The sequence below is a fragment of the Thalassospira sp. A3_1 genome, assembly GCF_017744215.1.
GTDB lineage: Bacteria > Pseudomonadota > Alphaproteobacteria > Rhodospirillales > Thalassospiraceae > Thalassospira > Thalassospira lucentensis_A.
Map to the genome: position 1 here is coordinate 844,487 of NZ_JAGHQQ010000001.1, position 17,943 is coordinate 862,429.

Annotated in this window: 19 protein-coding genes; 9 read left to right on the forward strand and 10 right to left on the reverse strand. The window is 54.9% G+C overall.

The window, feature by feature from the left end:
- Positions 1-10: 10 nt before the first annotated feature.
- Together J7395_RS03745 and J7395_RS03750 are read right to left on the reverse strand one after the other, a co-directional pair.
- The gene (locus tag J7395_RS03745; RefSeq protein ID WP_062960594.1) at positions 11-871 is read right to left on the reverse strand and encodes a prephenate dehydratase; all 861 of its coding nucleotides are present in this window, start codon (positions 869-871) and stop codon (positions 11-13) included.
- An 81-nt stretch (positions 872-952) separates the two neighbouring features.
- Positions 953-1,693: a 3-deoxy-manno-octulosonate cytidylyltransferase gene (locus J7395_RS03750; RefSeq protein ID WP_062951084.1), complete on the reverse strand. Its 741-nt coding sequence runs from the start codon at positions 1,691-1,693 to the stop codon at positions 953-955.
- A gap of 338 nt (positions 1,694-2,031) precedes the next feature.
- On the opposite strand from J7395_RS03750, the gene J7395_RS03755 reads away from it, so the two are divergent.
- From J7395_RS03755 to J7395_RS03765, 3 genes are all read left to right on the forward strand, one after another.
- A complete protein-coding gene (locus J7395_RS03755) occupies positions 2,032-2,727 on the forward strand; it encodes a cytochrome c family protein (RefSeq protein WP_209220569.1) in 696 nt (231 codons plus the stop codon).
- Between the two features lie 105 nt (positions 2,728-2,832).
- The gene (gene hisN, locus J7395_RS03760) at positions 2,833-3,618 is read left to right on the forward strand and encodes a histidinol-phosphatase (protein WP_097051647.1); all 786 of its coding nucleotides are present in this window, start codon (positions 2,833-2,835) and stop codon (positions 3,616-3,618) included.
- 93 nt (positions 3,619-3,711) lie between these two features.
- Positions 3,712-4,938, forward strand: coding sequence for a cation:proton antiporter (locus J7395_RS03765; RefSeq protein ID WP_209220570.1), 1,227 nt, complete (start codon positions 3,712-3,714; stop codon positions 4,936-4,938).
- Positions 4,939-5,113: 175 nt separating this feature from the next.
- Here J7395_RS03765 and J7395_RS03770 read toward each other — a convergent pair whose 3' ends face one another.
- The 5 genes from J7395_RS03770 to J7395_RS03790 all read right to left on the reverse strand — a co-directional run bounded on the left by J7395_RS03770 (position 5,114) and on the right by J7395_RS03790 (position 10,041).
- Positions 5,114-5,779: a LysE family translocator gene (locus J7395_RS03770; protein WP_209220571.1), complete on the reverse strand. Its 666-nt coding sequence runs from the start codon at positions 5,777-5,779 to the stop codon at positions 5,114-5,116.
- Complete coding sequence (locus J7395_RS03775; RefSeq protein ID WP_209220572.1) at positions 5,779-6,279, reverse strand: DinB family protein; 501 nt, start codon at positions 6,277-6,279, stop codon at positions 5,779-5,781. Before J7395_RS03775 ends, J7395_RS03770 begins: the two co-directional genes overlap by 1 nt.
- Before the next feature lie 56 nt (positions 6,280-6,335).
- Positions 6,336-7,280: an EamA family transporter gene (locus J7395_RS03780; RefSeq protein WP_209220573.1), complete on the reverse strand. Its 945-nt coding sequence runs from the start codon at positions 7,278-7,280 to the stop codon at positions 6,336-6,338.
- A gap of 113 nt (positions 7,281-7,393) precedes the next feature.
- A complete protein-coding gene (locus J7395_RS03785) occupies positions 7,394-9,352 on the reverse strand; it encodes a potassium/proton antiporter (protein ID WP_209220574.1) in 1,959 nt (652 codons plus the stop codon).
- Positions 9,353-9,576: 224 nt separating this feature from the next.
- Positions 9,577-10,041, reverse strand: a complete 465-nt coding sequence (locus J7395_RS03790) for an Lrp/AsnC family transcriptional regulator (RefSeq protein ID WP_062951068.1) — start codon at positions 10,039-10,041, stop codon at positions 9,577-9,579.
- 151 nt (positions 10,042-10,192) lie between these two features.
- Between J7395_RS03790 and J7395_RS03795 the strand changes: the two genes are divergently transcribed.
- From J7395_RS03795 to J7395_RS03810, 4 genes are all read left to right on the forward strand, one after another.
- A complete protein-coding gene (locus J7395_RS03795; RefSeq protein WP_209220575.1) occupies positions 10,193-11,218 on the forward strand; it encodes a DMT family transporter in 1,026 nt (341 codons plus the stop codon).
- Positions 11,211-12,161 (forward strand): DMT family transporter, encoded by a 951-nt coding sequence (locus tag J7395_RS03800; protein WP_114109416.1) that lies wholly within the window; start codon positions 11,211-11,213, stop codon positions 12,159-12,161. Before J7395_RS03795 ends, J7395_RS03800 begins: the two co-directional genes overlap by 8 nt.
- Positions 12,162-12,462: 301 nt before the next feature.
- Positions 12,463-13,143, forward strand: coding sequence for a DMT family transporter (locus tag J7395_RS20840; protein WP_280634634.1), 681 nt, complete (start codon positions 12,463-12,465; stop codon positions 13,141-13,143).
- A gap of 97 nt (positions 13,144-13,240) precedes the next feature.
- Positions 13,241-14,002, forward strand: coding sequence for an SDR family NAD(P)-dependent oxidoreductase (locus J7395_RS03810; protein ID WP_209220576.1), 762 nt, complete (start codon positions 13,241-13,243; stop codon positions 14,000-14,002).
- 74 nt (positions 14,003-14,076) lie between these two features.
- Here J7395_RS03810 and J7395_RS03815 read toward each other — a convergent pair whose 3' ends face one another.
- From J7395_RS03815 to J7395_RS03825, 3 genes are read right to left on the reverse strand one after another with little or no spacing between them, the layout of a single operon-like run.
- Entirely contained in the window at positions 14,077-14,367 is a 291-nt protein-coding gene (locus J7395_RS03815; RefSeq protein WP_209220577.1) for a 4a-hydroxytetrahydrobiopterin dehydratase, read from the reverse strand.
- Positions 14,368-14,409: 42 nt separating this feature from the next.
- Positions 14,410-15,051 carry a uracil-DNA glycosylase family protein gene (locus J7395_RS03820; protein ID WP_062960580.1) on the reverse strand — a complete coding sequence of 214 codons (642 nt, stop codon included), beginning with the start codon at positions 15,049-15,051 and terminating at the stop codon, positions 14,410-14,412.
- A 24-nt stretch (positions 15,052-15,075) separates the two neighbouring features.
- Positions 15,076-15,741 carry a glutathione S-transferase family protein gene (locus tag J7395_RS03825; protein ID WP_209220578.1) on the reverse strand — a complete coding sequence of 222 codons (666 nt, stop codon included), beginning with the start codon at positions 15,739-15,741 and terminating at the stop codon, positions 15,076-15,078.
- A gap of 336 nt (positions 15,742-16,077) precedes the next feature.
- On the opposite strand from J7395_RS03825, the gene J7395_RS03830 reads away from it, so the two are divergent.
- Positions 16,078-17,478, forward strand: a complete 1,401-nt coding sequence (locus J7395_RS03830) for a leucyl aminopeptidase family protein (protein WP_209220579.1) — start codon at positions 16,078-16,080, stop codon at positions 17,476-17,478.
- A 94-nt stretch (positions 17,479-17,572) separates the two neighbouring features.
- Positions 17,573-17,920: a MarR family transcriptional regulator gene (locus tag J7395_RS03835; RefSeq protein WP_062951051.1), complete on the forward strand. Its 348-nt coding sequence runs from the start codon at positions 17,573-17,575 to the stop codon at positions 17,918-17,920.
- The last annotated feature ends 23 nt before the right edge of the window (positions 17,921-17,943 follow it).

A 17,943-nucleotide genomic window follows, 5' to 3' on the forward strand; every position in this document is an offset into this window, starting at 1 on the left:
TTAACCCGATCTATTCCGCCGGAAGATCATTTTCCCGACGGAAGGAATGGGATGGATAAACACCCAGAATGCGAACCTCGTGCGAGAAGAACTGGAGTTCCTCCAATGCATGACGCAGGCCAAGCTGTTCGGGATGGGCCTCGACCTCGGCAAAGAACTGGGTGGCGGTGAAATGTCCCTCAACCATATAGCTTTCAAGCTTGGTCATGTTGATGCCGTTGGTTGCAAAACCGCCAAGCGCCTTGTAAAGAGCGGCTGCAACGTTGCGGACGCGGAAGACGAAGCTTGTCACCACCGGCGTGCCATCATTGGCAATATCAAGTGGTTCGCGCGCCAGAATAATGAAGCGGGTCGTGTTATGCTCAGCATCCTCGACCTCGGTACGCAGCACATCAAGACCGTAGATTTCTGCGGCAAGTACCGGCGCAATCGCCGCAATGCTTTTATCGCCCAGATCAGCAACTTCCTTCGCACATCCGGCAGTGTCCGGACCAACGACGGTGTTCACGCCAAGTTCCCGACGGATTTTGCGGCACTGACCCAGTGCGTGAACGTGGCTTCGGATTTCCTTGATATCGGAAATCTTCGCCCCCGGAACCGCGACCAGCGCGTGATTGATCCGCAGGAACGTCTCGCCAATGATATGCACACCGGAATCGGGCAAAATGTGATGAACATCCGCCACGCGACCGGCCAAGGTGTTATCAATCGGAATCACCGCCAGATCGACATCGCCGTCGCGCAATGCACCAAATGCGCCCTCAAACGTCCGGCAAGGCACAGTCGTCGCACCCGGAAAGGCGCGCCGGGCTGCCTGATCGGAGTAGGCACCGTGCATTCCTTGAAAAGCGATACGTTGTTGGGCAGTCATCTGGTTGTTTCCTGATATCTAATATGATTTCCATGTTGCATCCTGCGGCTTTACCGCTGAGCAAAACATAGAAAAGCCTAATTACGCGCCCAGCACAAGTCGTGCGCGTTCAAGGTCTTCGGGAGTATCAACGCCAAGTGGGACGCCGTTCACAAGGGCAACTGCGATCACCATGCCGTTTTCAAGTGCACGCAACTGTTCAAGCTTTTCACGCATTTCAAGTTCGGCAGGCGGAAGACTGACAAACCGGTCAAGAGCCGCCCGGCGATAGGTATAAAGCCCGATATGGTGATAAAGCGGCCCGTCGCCATGCGGGGCTGTCGCGCGCGTGAAGTAAAGTGCGCGTGCAACCCTACCGGCACCAAAGGCGGCAACCGCCTTGACCACATTGGGATTGGTCCGTTCTTCTTCGCGCGTAATTGCGGCTGCCAGAGTCGCGATATCGACATTCGGATCGGCAAGCGGCTCGAACACCGCCCGAATATCTGCCGCATCAATCGTCGGCAGGTCCCCCTGCACATTGACCACGGCATCATATTTTCCGTCCGGATCAAAGCTTTGCAGCGCCTGATGCACGCGGTCCGATCCGCTCGGCAGATCCGGATCGGTCAAAACAGCAATCCCGCCAGCCGCCGTAACGGCATCGACGATTTCCTGCTCGGCACAAGCCACAATAACCGGGCCGATTCCGGCCTCGGTGGCCCGACGCCAGACATGAACAATCATCGGCTCCCCGTGAATATCGGCCAACGGCTTGTTGGGCAGGCGTGTCGATGCCATGCGGGCAGGAATAACGACAACGGGATTGCGCGGCGTAGTCATCTTGGGCCTCCGGATTGGCTTGATCCTGCTTTGATCTCGCGCAAAGCGCGTGTCTGATGACCTGTGCAAGAAACAATGGCTTGATTCGGCGGGACAATAGCCGGTTTTGGGGATTTTGCGAAAGACGGAATTGAATATGACGAAGGTCTATCTCGTCTGTTTTCGCCTTTGTGTTTAAGAAAGGTTGATGCAAATCTCTGAAACGTATAGTTTTCCCTCCGACCGGTCTGACCTGCTGTCGCATGCGCGTTCTTGTGATCTTTAAGAGCGTTTTGGGGGCGCATGGGTCAGCTGTTAAAAAAGAAACCTGAGAGTGATTAGGCTGTAGGGATCCCGTCATGAAAACGATGGAAATCAACAAGATCGTCGCCGGTGTTATCTGTGCTGTGCTTTTGGTCATAGTTGTTGGCAAGATCGGAAGTGCCCTTGTGCACCCCGATGAACTGGAATCGCCCGTTTACCCGTTCTCCGAAGAACTGATGGCCGGTGCTAGCGCGCCTGCTGCCGCACCGGCAGAGCCTGCCGGACCGGAGCCGATTCTGGCAATGCTTGCTTCGGCTGACCTTGCCGAGGGCGAGAAAGTCTTCAAAAAATGCGCATCATGCCACGACGTCGAAAAAGGCGGCCCGAACAAAACCGGCCCGAACCTTTATGGTATTGTCGGCAACGATTTCGCCCACAAGGGTGACTTCGCTTATTCCGATGGCATGGCAAACCATGGCGGGACCTGGGGTTGGGAAGAGCTGAACCACTTCCTTTACAAGCCGCGCGATTACGTTGAAGGCACGAAAATGAGCTTCGGGGGCCTGAAAAAGCCTGAGGAGCGCGCCGCAGTCATCGCATGGCTGAACAGCAAGTCGGATAATCCGCTACCTTATCCCGATCCGGCAGAGGCCGCGGCAGGTGAAACCACCGACGCAGCCGCAGATGCCCCGGCCGAAGCTGCGGAATCCAACGATGCGGCTGCTGAAGAAGCACCTGCGGCAGACACACCGGCAGAACCTGCAGCAGAGGGTGAAGCACCCGCCCAATAAAGGGCAGGAAAATTCACCGGATAATCGATTGATTTTTTACAGGGGACAGGTAACTGTCCCCTGTTTTCGTTTGCGGCCAATCATTTCAAGCAGGGATGCGTTTTAATGGAAAATCTCGACCACTTTCTGGAGATCGCCCACAAGCTGGCCGATACCGCCCGTCCGGTCGTGCACCAGTATTACCGCACCCCCGTAGCAGTTGACGTCAAGGCTGATGCAAGCCCGGTGACCATTGCCGACCGCCAAGTTGAAACCGCGATGCGTGCAATTCTGTCGGCAGAACTTCCTGATCACGGAATTCTTGGCGAAGAACATGGCCGCCACAATATCAATGCCGATTTTGTCTGGGTCCTTGATCCGATTGACGGCACCAAGTCGTTCATCGCGGGCAAACCAAGCTTCGCGACCCTGATTGCGCTGTGCCATAAAGGCGTCCCCATACTTGGCATCATTGATCAGGCCATCACGAATGAACGCTGGGTTGGGATTATGGGGCGCCCGAGCACGATGAATGGTAACGAAATCAACGCGCGTGAATGCGAAACGCTTGATACCGCGACTTTCTTTACCACTGCCCCGGAACTTTTCCGAACCGATGCCTCGGCACGAGCCTACAAGGCAGTCTCGGAGAAATGCCGCCAGCCGATGTATGGCGTTGATGCCTATGCCTACGGTCTGGTTGCGCTTGGCTTTGCCGATACCGTGGTTGAATGCGGTTTGCAGGCATATGATTTTTGTGCCCTTGTCCCCGTTGTAGAAGGTGCGGGTGGCGTTATGACCGATTGGCAGGGCAAACCACTTACGATTTTCAGTGATGGTGCCGTCATCGCGAGTGGCGACGCACGATGCCATCAGAATGTTCTTTCCACCATCCGGGCAGCAACAGCCTGATCTCTTCTCGCCCTTCGCTTTCCGCCTTTGATGTTTGGTATTTGCCTTGAATTGCGGCAATATATCCAATGAACCAATCAGTTAGGCTGTATCATGTTCGAATGGGTCATCATCCTTTTTCTGGGATCGGGACTGCTTTACGGGTTGCAGTCACGCAGACTGCAACGAAGCAATATATCTTCGCCCATGATGATGACCTTGGCCGGGGCGCTAATCGCCGTACCGCTCGGCATATGGCATGAGGCACCGCTGGCCCCCTTTGCTGATCGCATTCCCTTTGCCACCAGCTTTTCCGAAATGACGCTGGCGATCATACTGTTCCTCGATGCCGCCGTTCTTGATTACCGCAAGGAAAGGCCCGCCATCCGGCTTGCCAATCGGTTGCTTCTGATCGGTTTGCCGCTAACCATTGGTGTGACATGGGCCTTTATCATTGGCCTTCATCCATCCGTTGGTGTCTTGCCCGCCCTTATACTGGCGCTGATCGTTAGCCCGACAGATGCAGCCCTTGGCCGTCCGGTGATGGAAAACACCGCCGTCCCCGACCCGGTGCGACAGGGCATCAATATCGAAAGTGGCCTGAATGACGGGCTGGTTTTGCCGGTATTCACTGCGGTCGTATTGCTCGAGGCCGACCTTGTTGGCGAAAGCAGCAACAATTGGCTGACAGAGGCGGCGATTGAAATTTCCGTCGGCGCCGGGGTCGGGCTTCTGGCCGGATATGTCATCGGCCAGATCGTCAATCACGCGGTCACCACCAACACCATTATCGACCGCTTCGAAAGGTTGCTCGGCGTACTCGCTGCGCTGTTCATCTTTTTCCTCAGCGAAAAACTTGGCGGAAACGGCTTTGTTGCGGCCTTCGCAGGCGGCCTTGCGCTTAACATCTCATCAGAACAGGTCCGCGAAACGATCGAAAGCTTTGGTGAAGCAGAATCAGAGCTGCTTACCATGCTGACCTTCTTCATTTTCGGTCTGGTAGTCATACCGGCAGTATATCAGCTTTGGACATGGGAAATGCTGATCTTCTCAATCGTCAGTCTCGCGATCCTGCGCCCGCTTTGCGTCTGGCTTTGCATGATCGGCAGCCCCTACAGTCTGGCGGAGAAAATCTATATCGGCTGGTTTGGCCCACGTGGCATAGCGTCGGTTATTTACCTGCTGATCATGATCACCATGATCGATCCGAAGGGCTATGAATCCCTGATTGCCGCCGCCGTCATGATCGTTGCCATCAGCGTAACCGCGCATGGCCTGTCGGCCGCCCCGCTTTCAAATATGCTGGTGCGTCACCTTGCCAAAAAAGGCGCCCGGTTCTGAGGATAACCCAGCCGGGCGCAAGTCTTGGTTTGCAGTAAGAGAGCTCTGGATGGAATGTAAAATCCAGAGGGCCCGGTTACTAATCCGGACCAAGGACCTTCGCACCTGAATACGAAAGTCCGTCATCGTCACCCTTCGCAACCGGTTGGAAACGAAGGGTGACGAATTCGATAAATCACCGCTCGGTCAGTGCCAGCCGGACACCAAGTGCGATAAACATCCCTCCAAGCGAACGCTGCAGCCAAATAGCAAGCAATCCGTTACCCCGAAGGCGGGTCGCGGCAAATCCGATGGAAAACACCACGACCGTCTCGACACAAAAACCGATCACATTGACCAATGTGCCAAGCACCAGAAACTGAACCGCACCATCCCCCACCGCGGGGTCAACAAACTGTGGCAGAAACGCCATAAAGAAAATCGCGACTTTGGGATTAAGTACATCGATCATCGCGCCCTGACGCCACGCCTGGAAGGCTGTCATTGTGCGTATCGGAAACCGTTCTGCGGCAGATATTTCAGATGCCGCATCATCCGGGCCATGCTTGACAAAACTGCTGCGCAAGGCACCAATCCCCAGCCACACCAGATATGCGACTCCCACCCATTTCACCACCGAGAATGCCAGTGCCGATGTCGCCAGAATGGCCGAAAGCCCAAGGGCTGCGGCAACCACATGCACAAAGGCACCGGAACAAACGCCAAGACTGGAAAACACCCCAATCTTGCGACCATGGATCGCGGTCTGCGCAGTGATATAAGCCAGATCCGGCCCAGGCGAGATATTGAGCAAAAGAGCTGCAATCAGAAATGGCGTGTACTGAATCAGAAGATCGGCCATCACGCATCGGCCTCCAGACAGTAATAAACCAGATCAATCGCAAGCGGCTTTACTCCGGCCTCGATCAACATGGAATGCAGTTGCCCACGGTGGTGTGTCTGGTGATTGAACATATGTGCCAAAATCATCTCGCGCTGCAGGGTATATGCGCCGGCCAGCATCGATTGATAGGACAAATCGCTTGCCAGCGTGTCCGCATCAAGTTGCTCGGTAAAAGCGATGATTTTGGCATCCTGTGCCTCGCGCGCGGCGCAGAATTCGTCAAATCGGGCATGTAGCACGGTATCAAGTGCCAGACGTTCGGGCGTACCGACCAGACGTCCCAGCCATAAACGATCTGCCACCAGAAGATGGTTCAGTGTCCTGATGATAGACGGGAAAAAGGCCGCACGTGGCGCGGCAAGCGCACCGGCATCAAGGTCGGCACAAGCGTCGAGAACATGCTGGTTTGCCCAACTGTTATAGAGGGCCATCCGTTGAAAATAGGCAACACCGTTCATCGCATTTCATCCGTCGTCATCTCGTCGCAACACCTGTTAGTTCGGAGCCGTAGACATTATCTGGCCTTTGCGTCGCAGGGTGTTGACGCTGGCTTAGTGCCTGTTGTCTGCATCGCAATGACCGCCGGTTTGGGCATCCGCTTGGTCAGGATCACGATATTACCCAGCAGAGTAAGGCCAACGCCTAGAACGATATTGCTGTCCCAGATAAATCCCTCAAACCAGGTCGACAGCAAAAGCGCCACCACCGGAAACATGACGGAACTATATGCCGCACGATCCGGACCGATCTTGCCCAATAGTGTCAGGTAAGAGCCAAACGCCAGCACCGATCCGAACAGGGAAAGATAAATCAGCGCGGCAACAAAGGACGGGCTGGTATCAAAGGTAAACGGAATACCGGCAGCAAGGATGTATCCGATCAACAGGATCGAGCCATACATCATGCCATAAGCATTCGCCTGAAGAACCGGAATACCGCGCGCCTGATTGCGCGCCGATGCCATATTGCCAAGGGATGCTATGTAGCTGCCCGCAAGCGAAACCAGCAAACCAACGCTACCACCTGCTGCCAGATCAAACGTTGCCAAGTCGCGCGCGAACACCAGCGAAATTCCGCCAAGCCCGATTGCCGCCCCGATCAAAGTCCGTGTTTCGGGCCGTCGTTTGAAAAATATCGCGCCATTAATCATGTTCATGATGACGATGGTCGAGAACACCACAGCCAAAAGGCCCGAGGTCAAATGGGCGCTGGCGATGTAAATCAACACATAATTCAATGAAAACAGGCACACGCCAAGGGCGGCCATGAATACATGATCACGCAGGGAATAACGCATTGGCAGGCGGCGGATCACGCACCATGCCATCAGAATTACTGCCGCCAGAACAAACCGATAGGCAACAGCCAGTTCCGGCCCGACCGAAAGCTGGTACTGGATCGCGATCCAGGTGCTTCCCCAGATCAGAACGACAGCGCTATATAATCCAAGCGGGCCCATAACGGCACTCCAACGAAATCAATCGCTGGAATTTAGGGCAGTTTGCGCCATTCGCACAAACCAGCAAAACTCATCTATCAATTAGATAGGCTAATCCCTTTGCCAATCCATGCTCAGGATTTGTCGGACTGTCCTGCTTCTGTCCGCACCGGCCCGACGCCTTCATCGCCGCCGTCATTAGCAGCCGCGTCAATACCCGACATTCCTTCCGCCGGCTCTGTAATTTCATCGGAATCAAGGGCATCATCACCACGCTGCTTGCGCATTTTTTCACGCAGTCGACGGCGCTGCCATTCCTTCCATATTGCCAGCAATTCTGTCCGCGAATGGAACATCGGGAGATGCCGTTTCGGCTTGACCGGCTTCTGTTCGACCGCCATGCCAACTTCGACAATTTCGTGTGTGTCATCGATCCGGCGAACAATCAGCTCAACCATACCATAGGCAACCCGATCCCCGGGTTCGATATCCCCCGAAAGATTGCGCTCGAGAATTTCGGCAACGGTTGCCTCTTCGTCCTCTTCCTTGACCGCAAAGCCATAAAGACGACCGACATCGGCGATACGTGTATCGGGTGGAAAACTGAAATCACCAAACAGGTCGATATCATTTGCCCCTTCGGCCGGACCGGCAAACAATTGATCAAGCAGTTCGACATGGCGTGGCGGGGTAATAATATAGACCTGATCGCCACCTTCAATCCGCCCGGCGCTGTGCGGGCGTAACGATTTGCCATCCCGCAGGATCAGGCTTGGCCGTGCCCAACGCGGAATACGGTGACCCGTTGCCACTGCACTTTCATCATGAACGCGATAAACAACGATCTCCTGATTGGCGTTGCCCGGCAGCTCAAGGTCAATACGATCCACCGGCCCATGTCGCGGCGGAATCATAATGCCAAGCCACCGCGCCATCAGCCGGATCGTCCACCCCTGCAAAAGCAGCGATGTGATTACAACAATAAATGCCGTGTTGAACAGCAACTGTCCGTATTCGACGCCCTCAACCATCGGTACGATCGCAAGCAGGATGGAAACCGCCCCGCGCAAGCCGACCCATGAAATGAAGGCGGTATCGTTGCGTGAAAAGTTAAAGAACATCAGGCAAAGCCATACCGCCACCGGGCGCGCGATAAACACCAGTACCAGTGCCAGAATAACACCCGGAATGACCACTTCGCCAAACTGTGACGGGGTTGCCAGCAGGCCCATGGTGACAAACATCGCGATCTGCGCCAGCCATGTCGTGACATGCTGAAACCTGCGCACACCAACGCTCATGCGCATCTGGCTGTTGCCAGCATAAAGACCGGCAACATAAACCGCCAGAAATCCGCTGCCACCAACGATACTTGTCGCACCAAACAGGCTGAGCGCGCAGGCAAGCGTGACAATGGGAACAAGGGCCGGTTCAAGCTTGACCCGATTGATCATCTGGACGATGGCCATACCACCCAGAAGCCCCAGAATACCGCCAAGCCCGATTTGCAGGACAAACCGTTCAAGCAATTCCAGTGCAAGGTTGTCCCCGCCCCCCTGCATGATCAGTTCGACCAGTGAAATGGTCAGAAACACCGCCATGGGATCGTTCGAACCGGACTCGACTTCAAGCGTGCTGCGCGTACGATCACGCAAATTGATCCCGCCAACCCGCAGCAGGAAAAATACTGCCGCCGCATCCGTTGAACTGACAATCGCCCCGAAAAGCAGTGCCACCAGCCAGGGCACATCCAGCACGAGCCACGTGACCCCGCCAACCACCCCCGTGGTCAGCATGACCCCCACCGTCGCCAGTACAAGCGACGGTGCTGCCGCAATTTTCAATGTTCGAAGCTGGGTTTCAAATCCGCTATCAAACAAGATCATCACAAGCGCGATAGACCCGATAAAGTAGGCCAGCGGCGCATTATCGAAATTAATGCCGCCAATCCCGTCTTCTCCGGCCCCAAGCCCGACAAACAGGAACACAAGCAGCAATGGTGCCCCAACCCGGAAACTGATCAGGCTGGTAAAAACAGCAACGACAACCAGAACCGATGCAATCAGGATCACCAGATTCATCGATTCGATCATATTTGCGTCTCCATCCTGTTTGTCATTACCCGTGGGACAGGCCCAAAGGCCCGTCAGGTTCCTGTCGCACGCCAGTTACGACGGGAAAGTTTGAAATGCGTTACCGCAACGATGGTTTAAAACGCCCAAAGGCGGCATTCTTGCGGCAAAATTGCCCGACATTTGGTCAAATATCAGGCAACTGGAATTATGTACTCCTACCGCTCAGAGTGTGACACAACCGATCACTTATCTCCATCAAGTGCCGCCGGAACAAAGCCGGTTTCTTTGGCCGTAGACAAGGCAATTTCCGGAATAACCTCGACCACGCCAGGGACTTCCTTGATAGTATCGGTCACAAAGCTTTCAAGATGTGCCGTATCGCGCAGCCGTAATTTCAACAGGAAATCAAACCGCCCTGTCATGTGATGGCATTCAAGAACCTCGTCCGCCTTGATCAGCGACTTGACCAGCTTCTTGTTTCCCTTGGCTGGATCGGTCCGTAACCAGACCATCGCGGTAAGAGCGCGACCGATGGCATGTCCATCAACTTCAACGCGGTACGCCTTGATCACCCCCTGCTCGCGCAGTTTACGTACACGGTCATTTACCGCCGAAACAGAAAGGCCGACCTTCGTCCCCAGTGCCGAATAAGACAAAGACGCGTCATCCTGCAAGATGTCGATCAACTTGCGATCAATGGCATCCATAAAACATCCCCCTGAAGAATTTTTATCAATATCAGACGATCTTACACGAAAACTGTGTGCGCATGAAACTTTCGGCCAACCTTTTGGATAAATGGTAGGACTATTTCACCGATCAAGGCTGGATTTTTTATAAAATCGGCCTTATTCGTTGATGATCATGCACCTTTTTCGTGTCTCTCCGGATAATGATGCGCTTCGTGGCGCCCTGTTGATGACCGGTGCTGCAATCCTTTTTGCGGCAATGGCGGTGCTTATCCGGTACATCACGCGCGAAGTTCATCCGTTTGAAGCAGCCTTTTTCCGGAATCTGTTCGGGTTGATACCGATGATTCCCTGGATGTTGCGTGACCGGTTTGTTGGTCTGCGCACGCTTAAACTGAAGCTGCATTTCATTCGGGCGGTGATCGGGCTGGCCGGTATGCTGTGTCTGTTCTCGGCCCTCGCAATCGCCCCTGCCGCACAGGTCATCGCGATCAATTTCACCGTCCCGATCCTGACCACCATCCTTGCAGCCCTTATCCTGCGTGAGACCGTCCGGGCGCGCCGTTGGTCCGCCGTGGTTCTTGGGTTTGTCGGCGCCATGATCATCGTGCGCCCGATTGGCCAAACTCTTGAAACCGGCGCAATTCTGGCCCTGTTGGCGACCCTGTTTACCGCCTGCGCCGTGACGACGGTCAAAATGCTTTCACGCAGCGAAAGTGCCAACGGCATCGTGACCTGGATGGGCATGATCATGACGCCCCTGTCTCTGATCCCGGCACTTTTCTATTGGCAGCAACCAACATGGCAGCAACTCGCCATCCTTCTTGCTATCGCCATTCTCGCAACTGCCGGGCAGCAGCTTTTTGTACGTGCCAATCGCGCAGCGGACCAGTCCTACGTCATGGCGTTTGATTTCCTACGTCTGCCATTTGTTGCCGCACTTGCCTTCATCATGTTTGGTGAAACGGTTGATTTCTGGACCTGGGCCGGGGCATCGCTGATTATTGGATCAACGCTTTACATCGCGCGGCGCGAAGCTGTTCTGGCAAGGAATGAAAAACGCCGCCGCCGCATGCCGACAACAGCGGCAGCCGACTCACAGGCCATTCCTGTCACCAAGGCCAAAACCATAAATCCACCTGAAGATACCCCAGAAGACAATACAGGAAACAGAACGGGCCGCATCGATGCGTAAGTGGTTCAACAGCCTGCCGCCCTATCTTCAGGCATCGGTTTTCGCCGTAATTGCATCGCTTATGGCAGCCCTGTTTTCGGTCATAGTACGTATGGCAACCCGCGAGATTGATCCGTTGCAGGCGGTCTTCTTTCGCAACTTCTTCGGACTTCTTTTTATTGCCCCCATCGCACTCAGATCCGGTTTTGCTCGGCTGAAAACACACCGCATGCCGATGTTTCTGCTACGAGCGTTCCTATCGATGGGTGCCATGAGCTTCTGGTTTTCAGCCCTTGCCTATATGCCGCTGGCCGAGGCGACGACGCTGAACTTTACCGTGCCGCTGTTCGGAACGATCCTGGCTGCAATCTTTCTGGGTGAGACGGTCCGAAAATACCGTATCGCAGCACTTTTTGCCGGTTTCATTGGTGTCATCATCATCATCCGCCCCGGCAGCGAAACAATGCAACTGGCCAGCCTGCTGCCAATTGCAGCAGCCCTTTGCATGGCAAGTGCCGGATTGACCATCAAGTCGCTGGCCAGAACCGAAAACAGCACCACCATCGTGCTTTACATGATGCTGCTGACCACGCCACTAACGCTGGTGCCCGCCCTTTTCGTCTGGCAAACCCCAAGCCTGCAGGTATTGGGGCTGATGGCGCTGGGCGCCTTTATCGCCAACATCACCCAGATTTGTAACACCAACGCATTTCGCATCTATGATTACAGCTTTGTCGTCGGGTTCAATTATCTGCGCCTGCCGTTTGTCGTCGTCATCGCATTGGTGATGTTTGGCGAAGTCCCGGAAATCTGGCTTCTGCCAGGTGCTGGTCTGATTATCGGATCCGCACTGTTCATTGCGCGTCGCGAAGCCAAACTGGCCAAAGAAGCCAAGCGGATCAATCGAGGCCCATCACCTGCGGCAAGTGATCTTGACCCACCACCCACGCGCGAAAGTCACTGATCGACCATTCAAAGGAACAAGGATCTCATGAAAAACTGGTTCAAGAAACAATCCGCCCCGGTTCAGGCCAGTTTTTATGCCCTTTCTGCGGCCATCCTTGCCGCCTGCTTTACCCTGACAATACGCTTTGCCACGGCTGAAATCCATCCCTATCAGGCGGTATTCCTGCGTTTCCTGTTTGGCCTGATAATGATTGCCCCCATCGTGATGCACCGTGGCCTTGGCGAACTGCGCACGAAACGCCTGCCGCTTCTGGGATTGCGTGGCGTATTGTCGGCGGCCGAAATGTGCCCTGTGGTTTATGGCCGTTCTTTATCTGCCACTGGCCGAGGCCACCACGCTGAACTTCACCGTGCCGCTGTTTGGCACCATTCTGGCAGCCCTGATTTTGCGCGAGACTGTGCGCATTCATCGCTGGCTGGCTGTTCTTGTCGGGTTTGTCGGTGTCGGACTGATCATCCAGCCGGGAACCGCTGCCATGCAACCGGCCAGTCTTTTGCCGATTGCCGCAGCCATCTGTATGGCAAGTGCCGGTCTGATCACCAAACGGCTGGTTGCAACCGAAAGCACAACCGCCCTTCTGTTTTATCTGATGCTGATCACAACTCCGGTATCCCTGATTCCGGCCCTGCTTGTCTGGCAAACGCCAAGCTGGCCGGTACTGGGCCTGATGGCGCTTGCCGCACTCATGATGAACGTCATGCAGGTGTGCAATGTCAAAGCCCTGCAACTGGCTGATTACAGTTTCTTTGTTGGCTTTTCCTATCTGCGTCTGCCGATCATTGCCATTCTGGCCCTGATGCTGTTTGGCGAAATTCCCGATATCTGGATATTACCGGGCGGGGCACTGATCATCGCAGCAGCAATCTATGTTGCCCTGCGGGAGCGGAAAATCGGCAAATCCGTCACACCAACCGTCCCCGATATCGCAGCACAAGACCCGATTGCCGCAACACCGGAAGGCCGACATTCGGGCCCCTGACACAACAGAGTCAAATGACCTTGCCCGATAAACAAATAATTTGGTATAGAATTACCTATTATTTGTTTATCGGACTGAATACAGGGAATTTGAAGCCATGCAGGTCAAGGGATCCATCGCCATTGTCACCGGGGCTGCGTCCGGTCTTGGAGCTGCCACTGCACGTGTTCTTGCTAGCGCCGGAGCAAAAATCGCAGCCTTTGATTTGAACGAGGCCGGGGCCAAAGCCACAGCAGCCGAACTGGGTGGGATTGGTTATGGTGTTGATGTGTCGAACGCCAAAAGTGTCGAGGACGCGGTTTCGGATGTTATCGAAACACAAGGCATTCCATCCATTCTGATAAACTGTGCAGGTATCCTGCAAGGCGAACGCATCGTCGGACGCGAAGGTCCGGCTGACCTTGATGCCTTTGCGCGCGTGATCAACGTCAACCTGATCGGCACGTTCAATATGATGCGTGTTGCCGCCACCGCGATGAGCCGCAATGAACCGACCGAGGGCGGTGAACGCGGTGTTATCGTCAATACCGCATCCATCGCCGCCTACGAAGGCCAGATCGGGCAGGCCGCCTATTCGGCATCCAAAGGCGGCGTTGCCGCAATGACCCTTCCGGCAGCACGCGAACTGGCCCGTCATGGCATCCGTGTCGTTTCGATTGCGCCGGGTATGTTTGGCACCCCGATGGTCACTGCCCTGCCTGATGAAATGCAGCAGGCGCTGGCGTCAAACATTCCCTTCCCGAAACGCCTTGGCGATCCGGCAGAATATGGCCGACTGGCCCTGCATATCTGCGAAAACGAAATGATCAACGGCGAAACCATCCGGATCGATGGCGCGGTCAGGCTGGAACCCAAATAAGCCACCGCTGCCACGAAAAACGCCCTGCCAGTCCCACAATGGCAGGGCGTTTTCTTTCTGACGCATCACGCAGCTTAATGCGATACAACCGTTTCGGCAAAGGTCGCCAGATCGATATCCTTTTGCGTCACGCCACCCGCATCATGCGTTGTCAGCGTAACCCCCACCTTGTTGTATACATTGAACCATTCCGGATGGTGGTTCATCTTTTCGGCCTGCATCGCAACTCGCGTCATGAAACCGAATGCCGAATTGAAATCGCCGAACATATAAATCTTGCCGATTGATAACCCGTCTTCTGCCAGATCCCATCCATCCAGCTTGGCAATTGCGGCTTCGATGGCGGTTTTGTCCAGTTTGCTCATTGTGACCTCCTGCATTTTTCGTTGCCCTATTGGACCATAAAATCAGTTTGTGCCCAACAACCGATGCACCCGGTTGCGCAAGACCGGTAAAAGGTCGACTTCGAACCACGGGTTCTTTTTGATCCAGCCGGTATTGCGCCAGCTTGGATGAGGCATCGGCAGTAATCCGTCTGGCAAATATTCGTCAAATCGATGCACCGTTTCCGTCATGCTTTTTGCACGGCGCGGGCCCAGATAACGTTCCTGCGCATATTGCCCGATCAGAAGTGTCAGGCCGATATCAGGCAAATGTCGTAACAATTCATCATGCCATGTCGGGGCACATTCGGGGCGCGGCGGTAAATCGCCGCCACGTTCAAACCGGCCGGGATAACAGAATCCCATCGGCATGATTGCAAGTTTGGCCGGGTCATAGAAATCCTCGACCGTCATTTGCAGCCAGTCGCGTAACCGGTCCCCCGATGCATCGTTCCATGGCAAGCCGGTTTCATGCACCCTCGTCCCCGGGGCCTGCCCGATCACAAGGATTTTCGCACCTGCCGCCATCCGCACAACCGGACGCGGCCCCAGCGGCAACGCACCTTCGCATATCCGGCAGGCCCGGACATTGACCAGAAGATCGTCGAGCGCCGGGTCATCACCCGGCGGATCGATTTCGGGAAGCTCGCCGGTCACTCCGGCCATTGCATGCTCCTGCTTTGCTGCTGCCTATGCGTCGGAAATCTCGCCACCGGCGACCACCCATTCCTCGGCCAGAGCATCACGATACCATTCGACCATCTCGGGAAGGCCAAGGATTGCTTCCATATAAGCATTGCCAACAGGATCAAGCGACACGCCATAAGTTTTGAAACGGGTCACGACCGGTGCAAACATCGCATCGGCAATCGAAAAATGACCGAACAGAAAATCACCGCCCTGCCCGTATTGGGTCCGGCAGGTTTTAAAAATCTCACCAATTCGCGCGATGTCCTTCTCAACGCCCTCTCCCCGACCACGGCCCGGAAGGCTTTTGCGTAAATTCATCGGCATATTGCTGCGCAATGCGGTAAACCCGCCATGCATTTCCAGTGAAACCGACCGCGCAATCGCGCGCACATCAAGATCAAGCGGCCATAGCATGGCATCTGGCCTGCTATCGGCGAAATATTCCAGAATGCTTAATGCCTCCCAAATGGTTTTGCGGCCATCAAACAGGGACGGAACCTTTTTGCTGGGCGAAAAAATCTCGGCCTTGGCATGCCATTCCTCGGTATAAAGCGGGATCAGCTTTTCCTCGAAATCAATCCCGGCCACGCGCAGACCAAGCCAGGCACGAAGCGACCAGGAAGAATAATTTTTGTTGCCGATATAAAGAACGGGGCGCGTTTCCATTGCGGTATCCTTTATCAAACGGATGATGGTGGCCGACCACTATCGGGGCTTTCAAAATCCGGTTCAAGACCGTTGCATCGCTGATTTTCGTTTGCCGTTTTACCGTACCCGAACGTCTTCTTTTGCATATGGCAATGCCATGTCCCTTCGACGGCCAAAACAGATCATCATCCGCATGATATTTCCGCATACGGGGTTTTCTTTTGGGCGATTGCCGATTGACGGTGGCATCCGTAAGATCGGATTCATATCTCGCCGTAGGAAACGTTGTCGGCCCCCCTGTCCATGGGTCTTCTCCCGGCAACGCCAACATGCCACCACAAGGGAAGTGTCAAATTGTTCGATCACATCATCGCGTCTGAAAAATCGTCCAACCCGATCCGCATTACGGCCGTCGCCGAAGCCGATTTCAAAAACTGGTTGGGCAAACAAACTAATGGTCATCAGGCATGGGTCAAATCTTCCGGCTATGAAGGCAAACGCGGCACCCATCTTGCCCTGCCCGGCGAAGCGGGCGCCTATCAGACCGTTGTGATCAGCTATGTCGATGATGCAAAAACCCAGTGGGATTTTGCGGCACTGCCCGGTGCGCTTCCTGCGGGCGAATATATACTGACCGATGATGTCACGGAAAATGATGCGGTCTGTGAAAAGGCCGTTCTTGGTCTTTATCTTGGCGGCTACCGGTTTGATCGTTACCGCAAGTCGGATGCCAGCACCGCCAAAAGGGCCCTTTTTGCCATTCCGGCAAACGAGGCGGCCAAGCGTGCCGAGAATATCGCGCGCGGCATTGGCCTTGCCCGCGATCTGATCAATATCCCGGCCAATGACATGGGGCCCGAGGAACTCGAAGCCGCCGCACGTCGCCTTGGCGAGGAATTCGGGGCAAAGATCACCAGCATCGTTGGCGAAGATTTGAACAAGCGAAACTTCCCGGCGATCTATACCGTCGGCAAGGGCAGCGACCGCGACCCGCGCCTGATCGATCTGCGCTGGGGCGATGAAAGCGCACCTAAAATCACACTGGTCGGCAAGGGTGTCTGTTTTGATACCGGTGGCTATGACCTGAAACCGTCCAGCAATATGCTGCTGATGAAAAAGGATATGGGCGGCTCGGCACAGGTTCTTGGTCTGGCGCGCATGATCATGGCAGCCGGTCTTCCGGTTCGTTTGCGCGTTCTGATCCCGGCTGTTGAAAACATGGTATCGGGCAAGGCATACCGGCCAAGCGACATTCTTCAGACCCGCAAGGGCATCACGGTTGAAGTTGGCAATACAGATGCCGAAGGTCGGCTAGTCCTGTCCGATGCGCTGACCGAAGCCGTCGCCGAGGATCCGGAAATGCTTCTGGACTTCGCAACCCTGACCGGGGCGGCACGTGTTGCACTGGGCCTTGGTCTGCCTGCCCTGTTTTCCAATAACGATGATCTTGCCAATGGGCTTCTCGAAAACGGCCTGGCGCTGAACGATCCGATGTGGCGCCTGCCGCTGTGGGATGATTATCGCCCGATGCTTGATAGCAAGGCAGCCGACATGAACAACATTTCCGGATCGCCCTATGGCGGGGCAATCATCGCCGCTCTGTTCCTTGATCGTTTCGCCGAGGGCGCAAAAGCCTGGGCGCATATTGACCTGATGGCGTGGAATCCTTCTGCCCGCCCGGGACGCCCCGAAGGCGGCGAAGCCCAAGGCATTCGGGCTGCTTTCAAGCTGATCGCAGATCGTTACGGAAAGTAAACGTTCAGTTTTTGCCAATTAGACCTTTGACATCTGTGCAGGGGTCAGGTAGACAGATTACGTATTCGTAACAAATTAATTGTTGGGCACAGGCATGTCGATCGAGATCAAACCGTCTCAGGCGCTTGACCTTTGGCGTATCGCGATTGTGGAAAGTGTGCGTCGGGACTCTCCCGACCTATCGGCCCGCCAGATGGCCCTTATGCTAACTGTTTACCTGACCCCGGCCCCGCATACCGTGCGTGGCCTTTCGGATGCACTTAACATCTCCAAACCGGCCATTACACGTGCACTTGACCGCCTCAGTTCGCTGGGTATGGTCAAACGCAAGGTTGACGAGGACGACCGTCGCTCGGTCCTGATTCAGCGCACGGTAAAGGGTTCCGTTTTCCTCCGCGAATTCGGCGACATTATCGTCGCTGCCGGCAAGAAAACCGAATAGCCGAGGCTTTCGAGCCAAGTTTT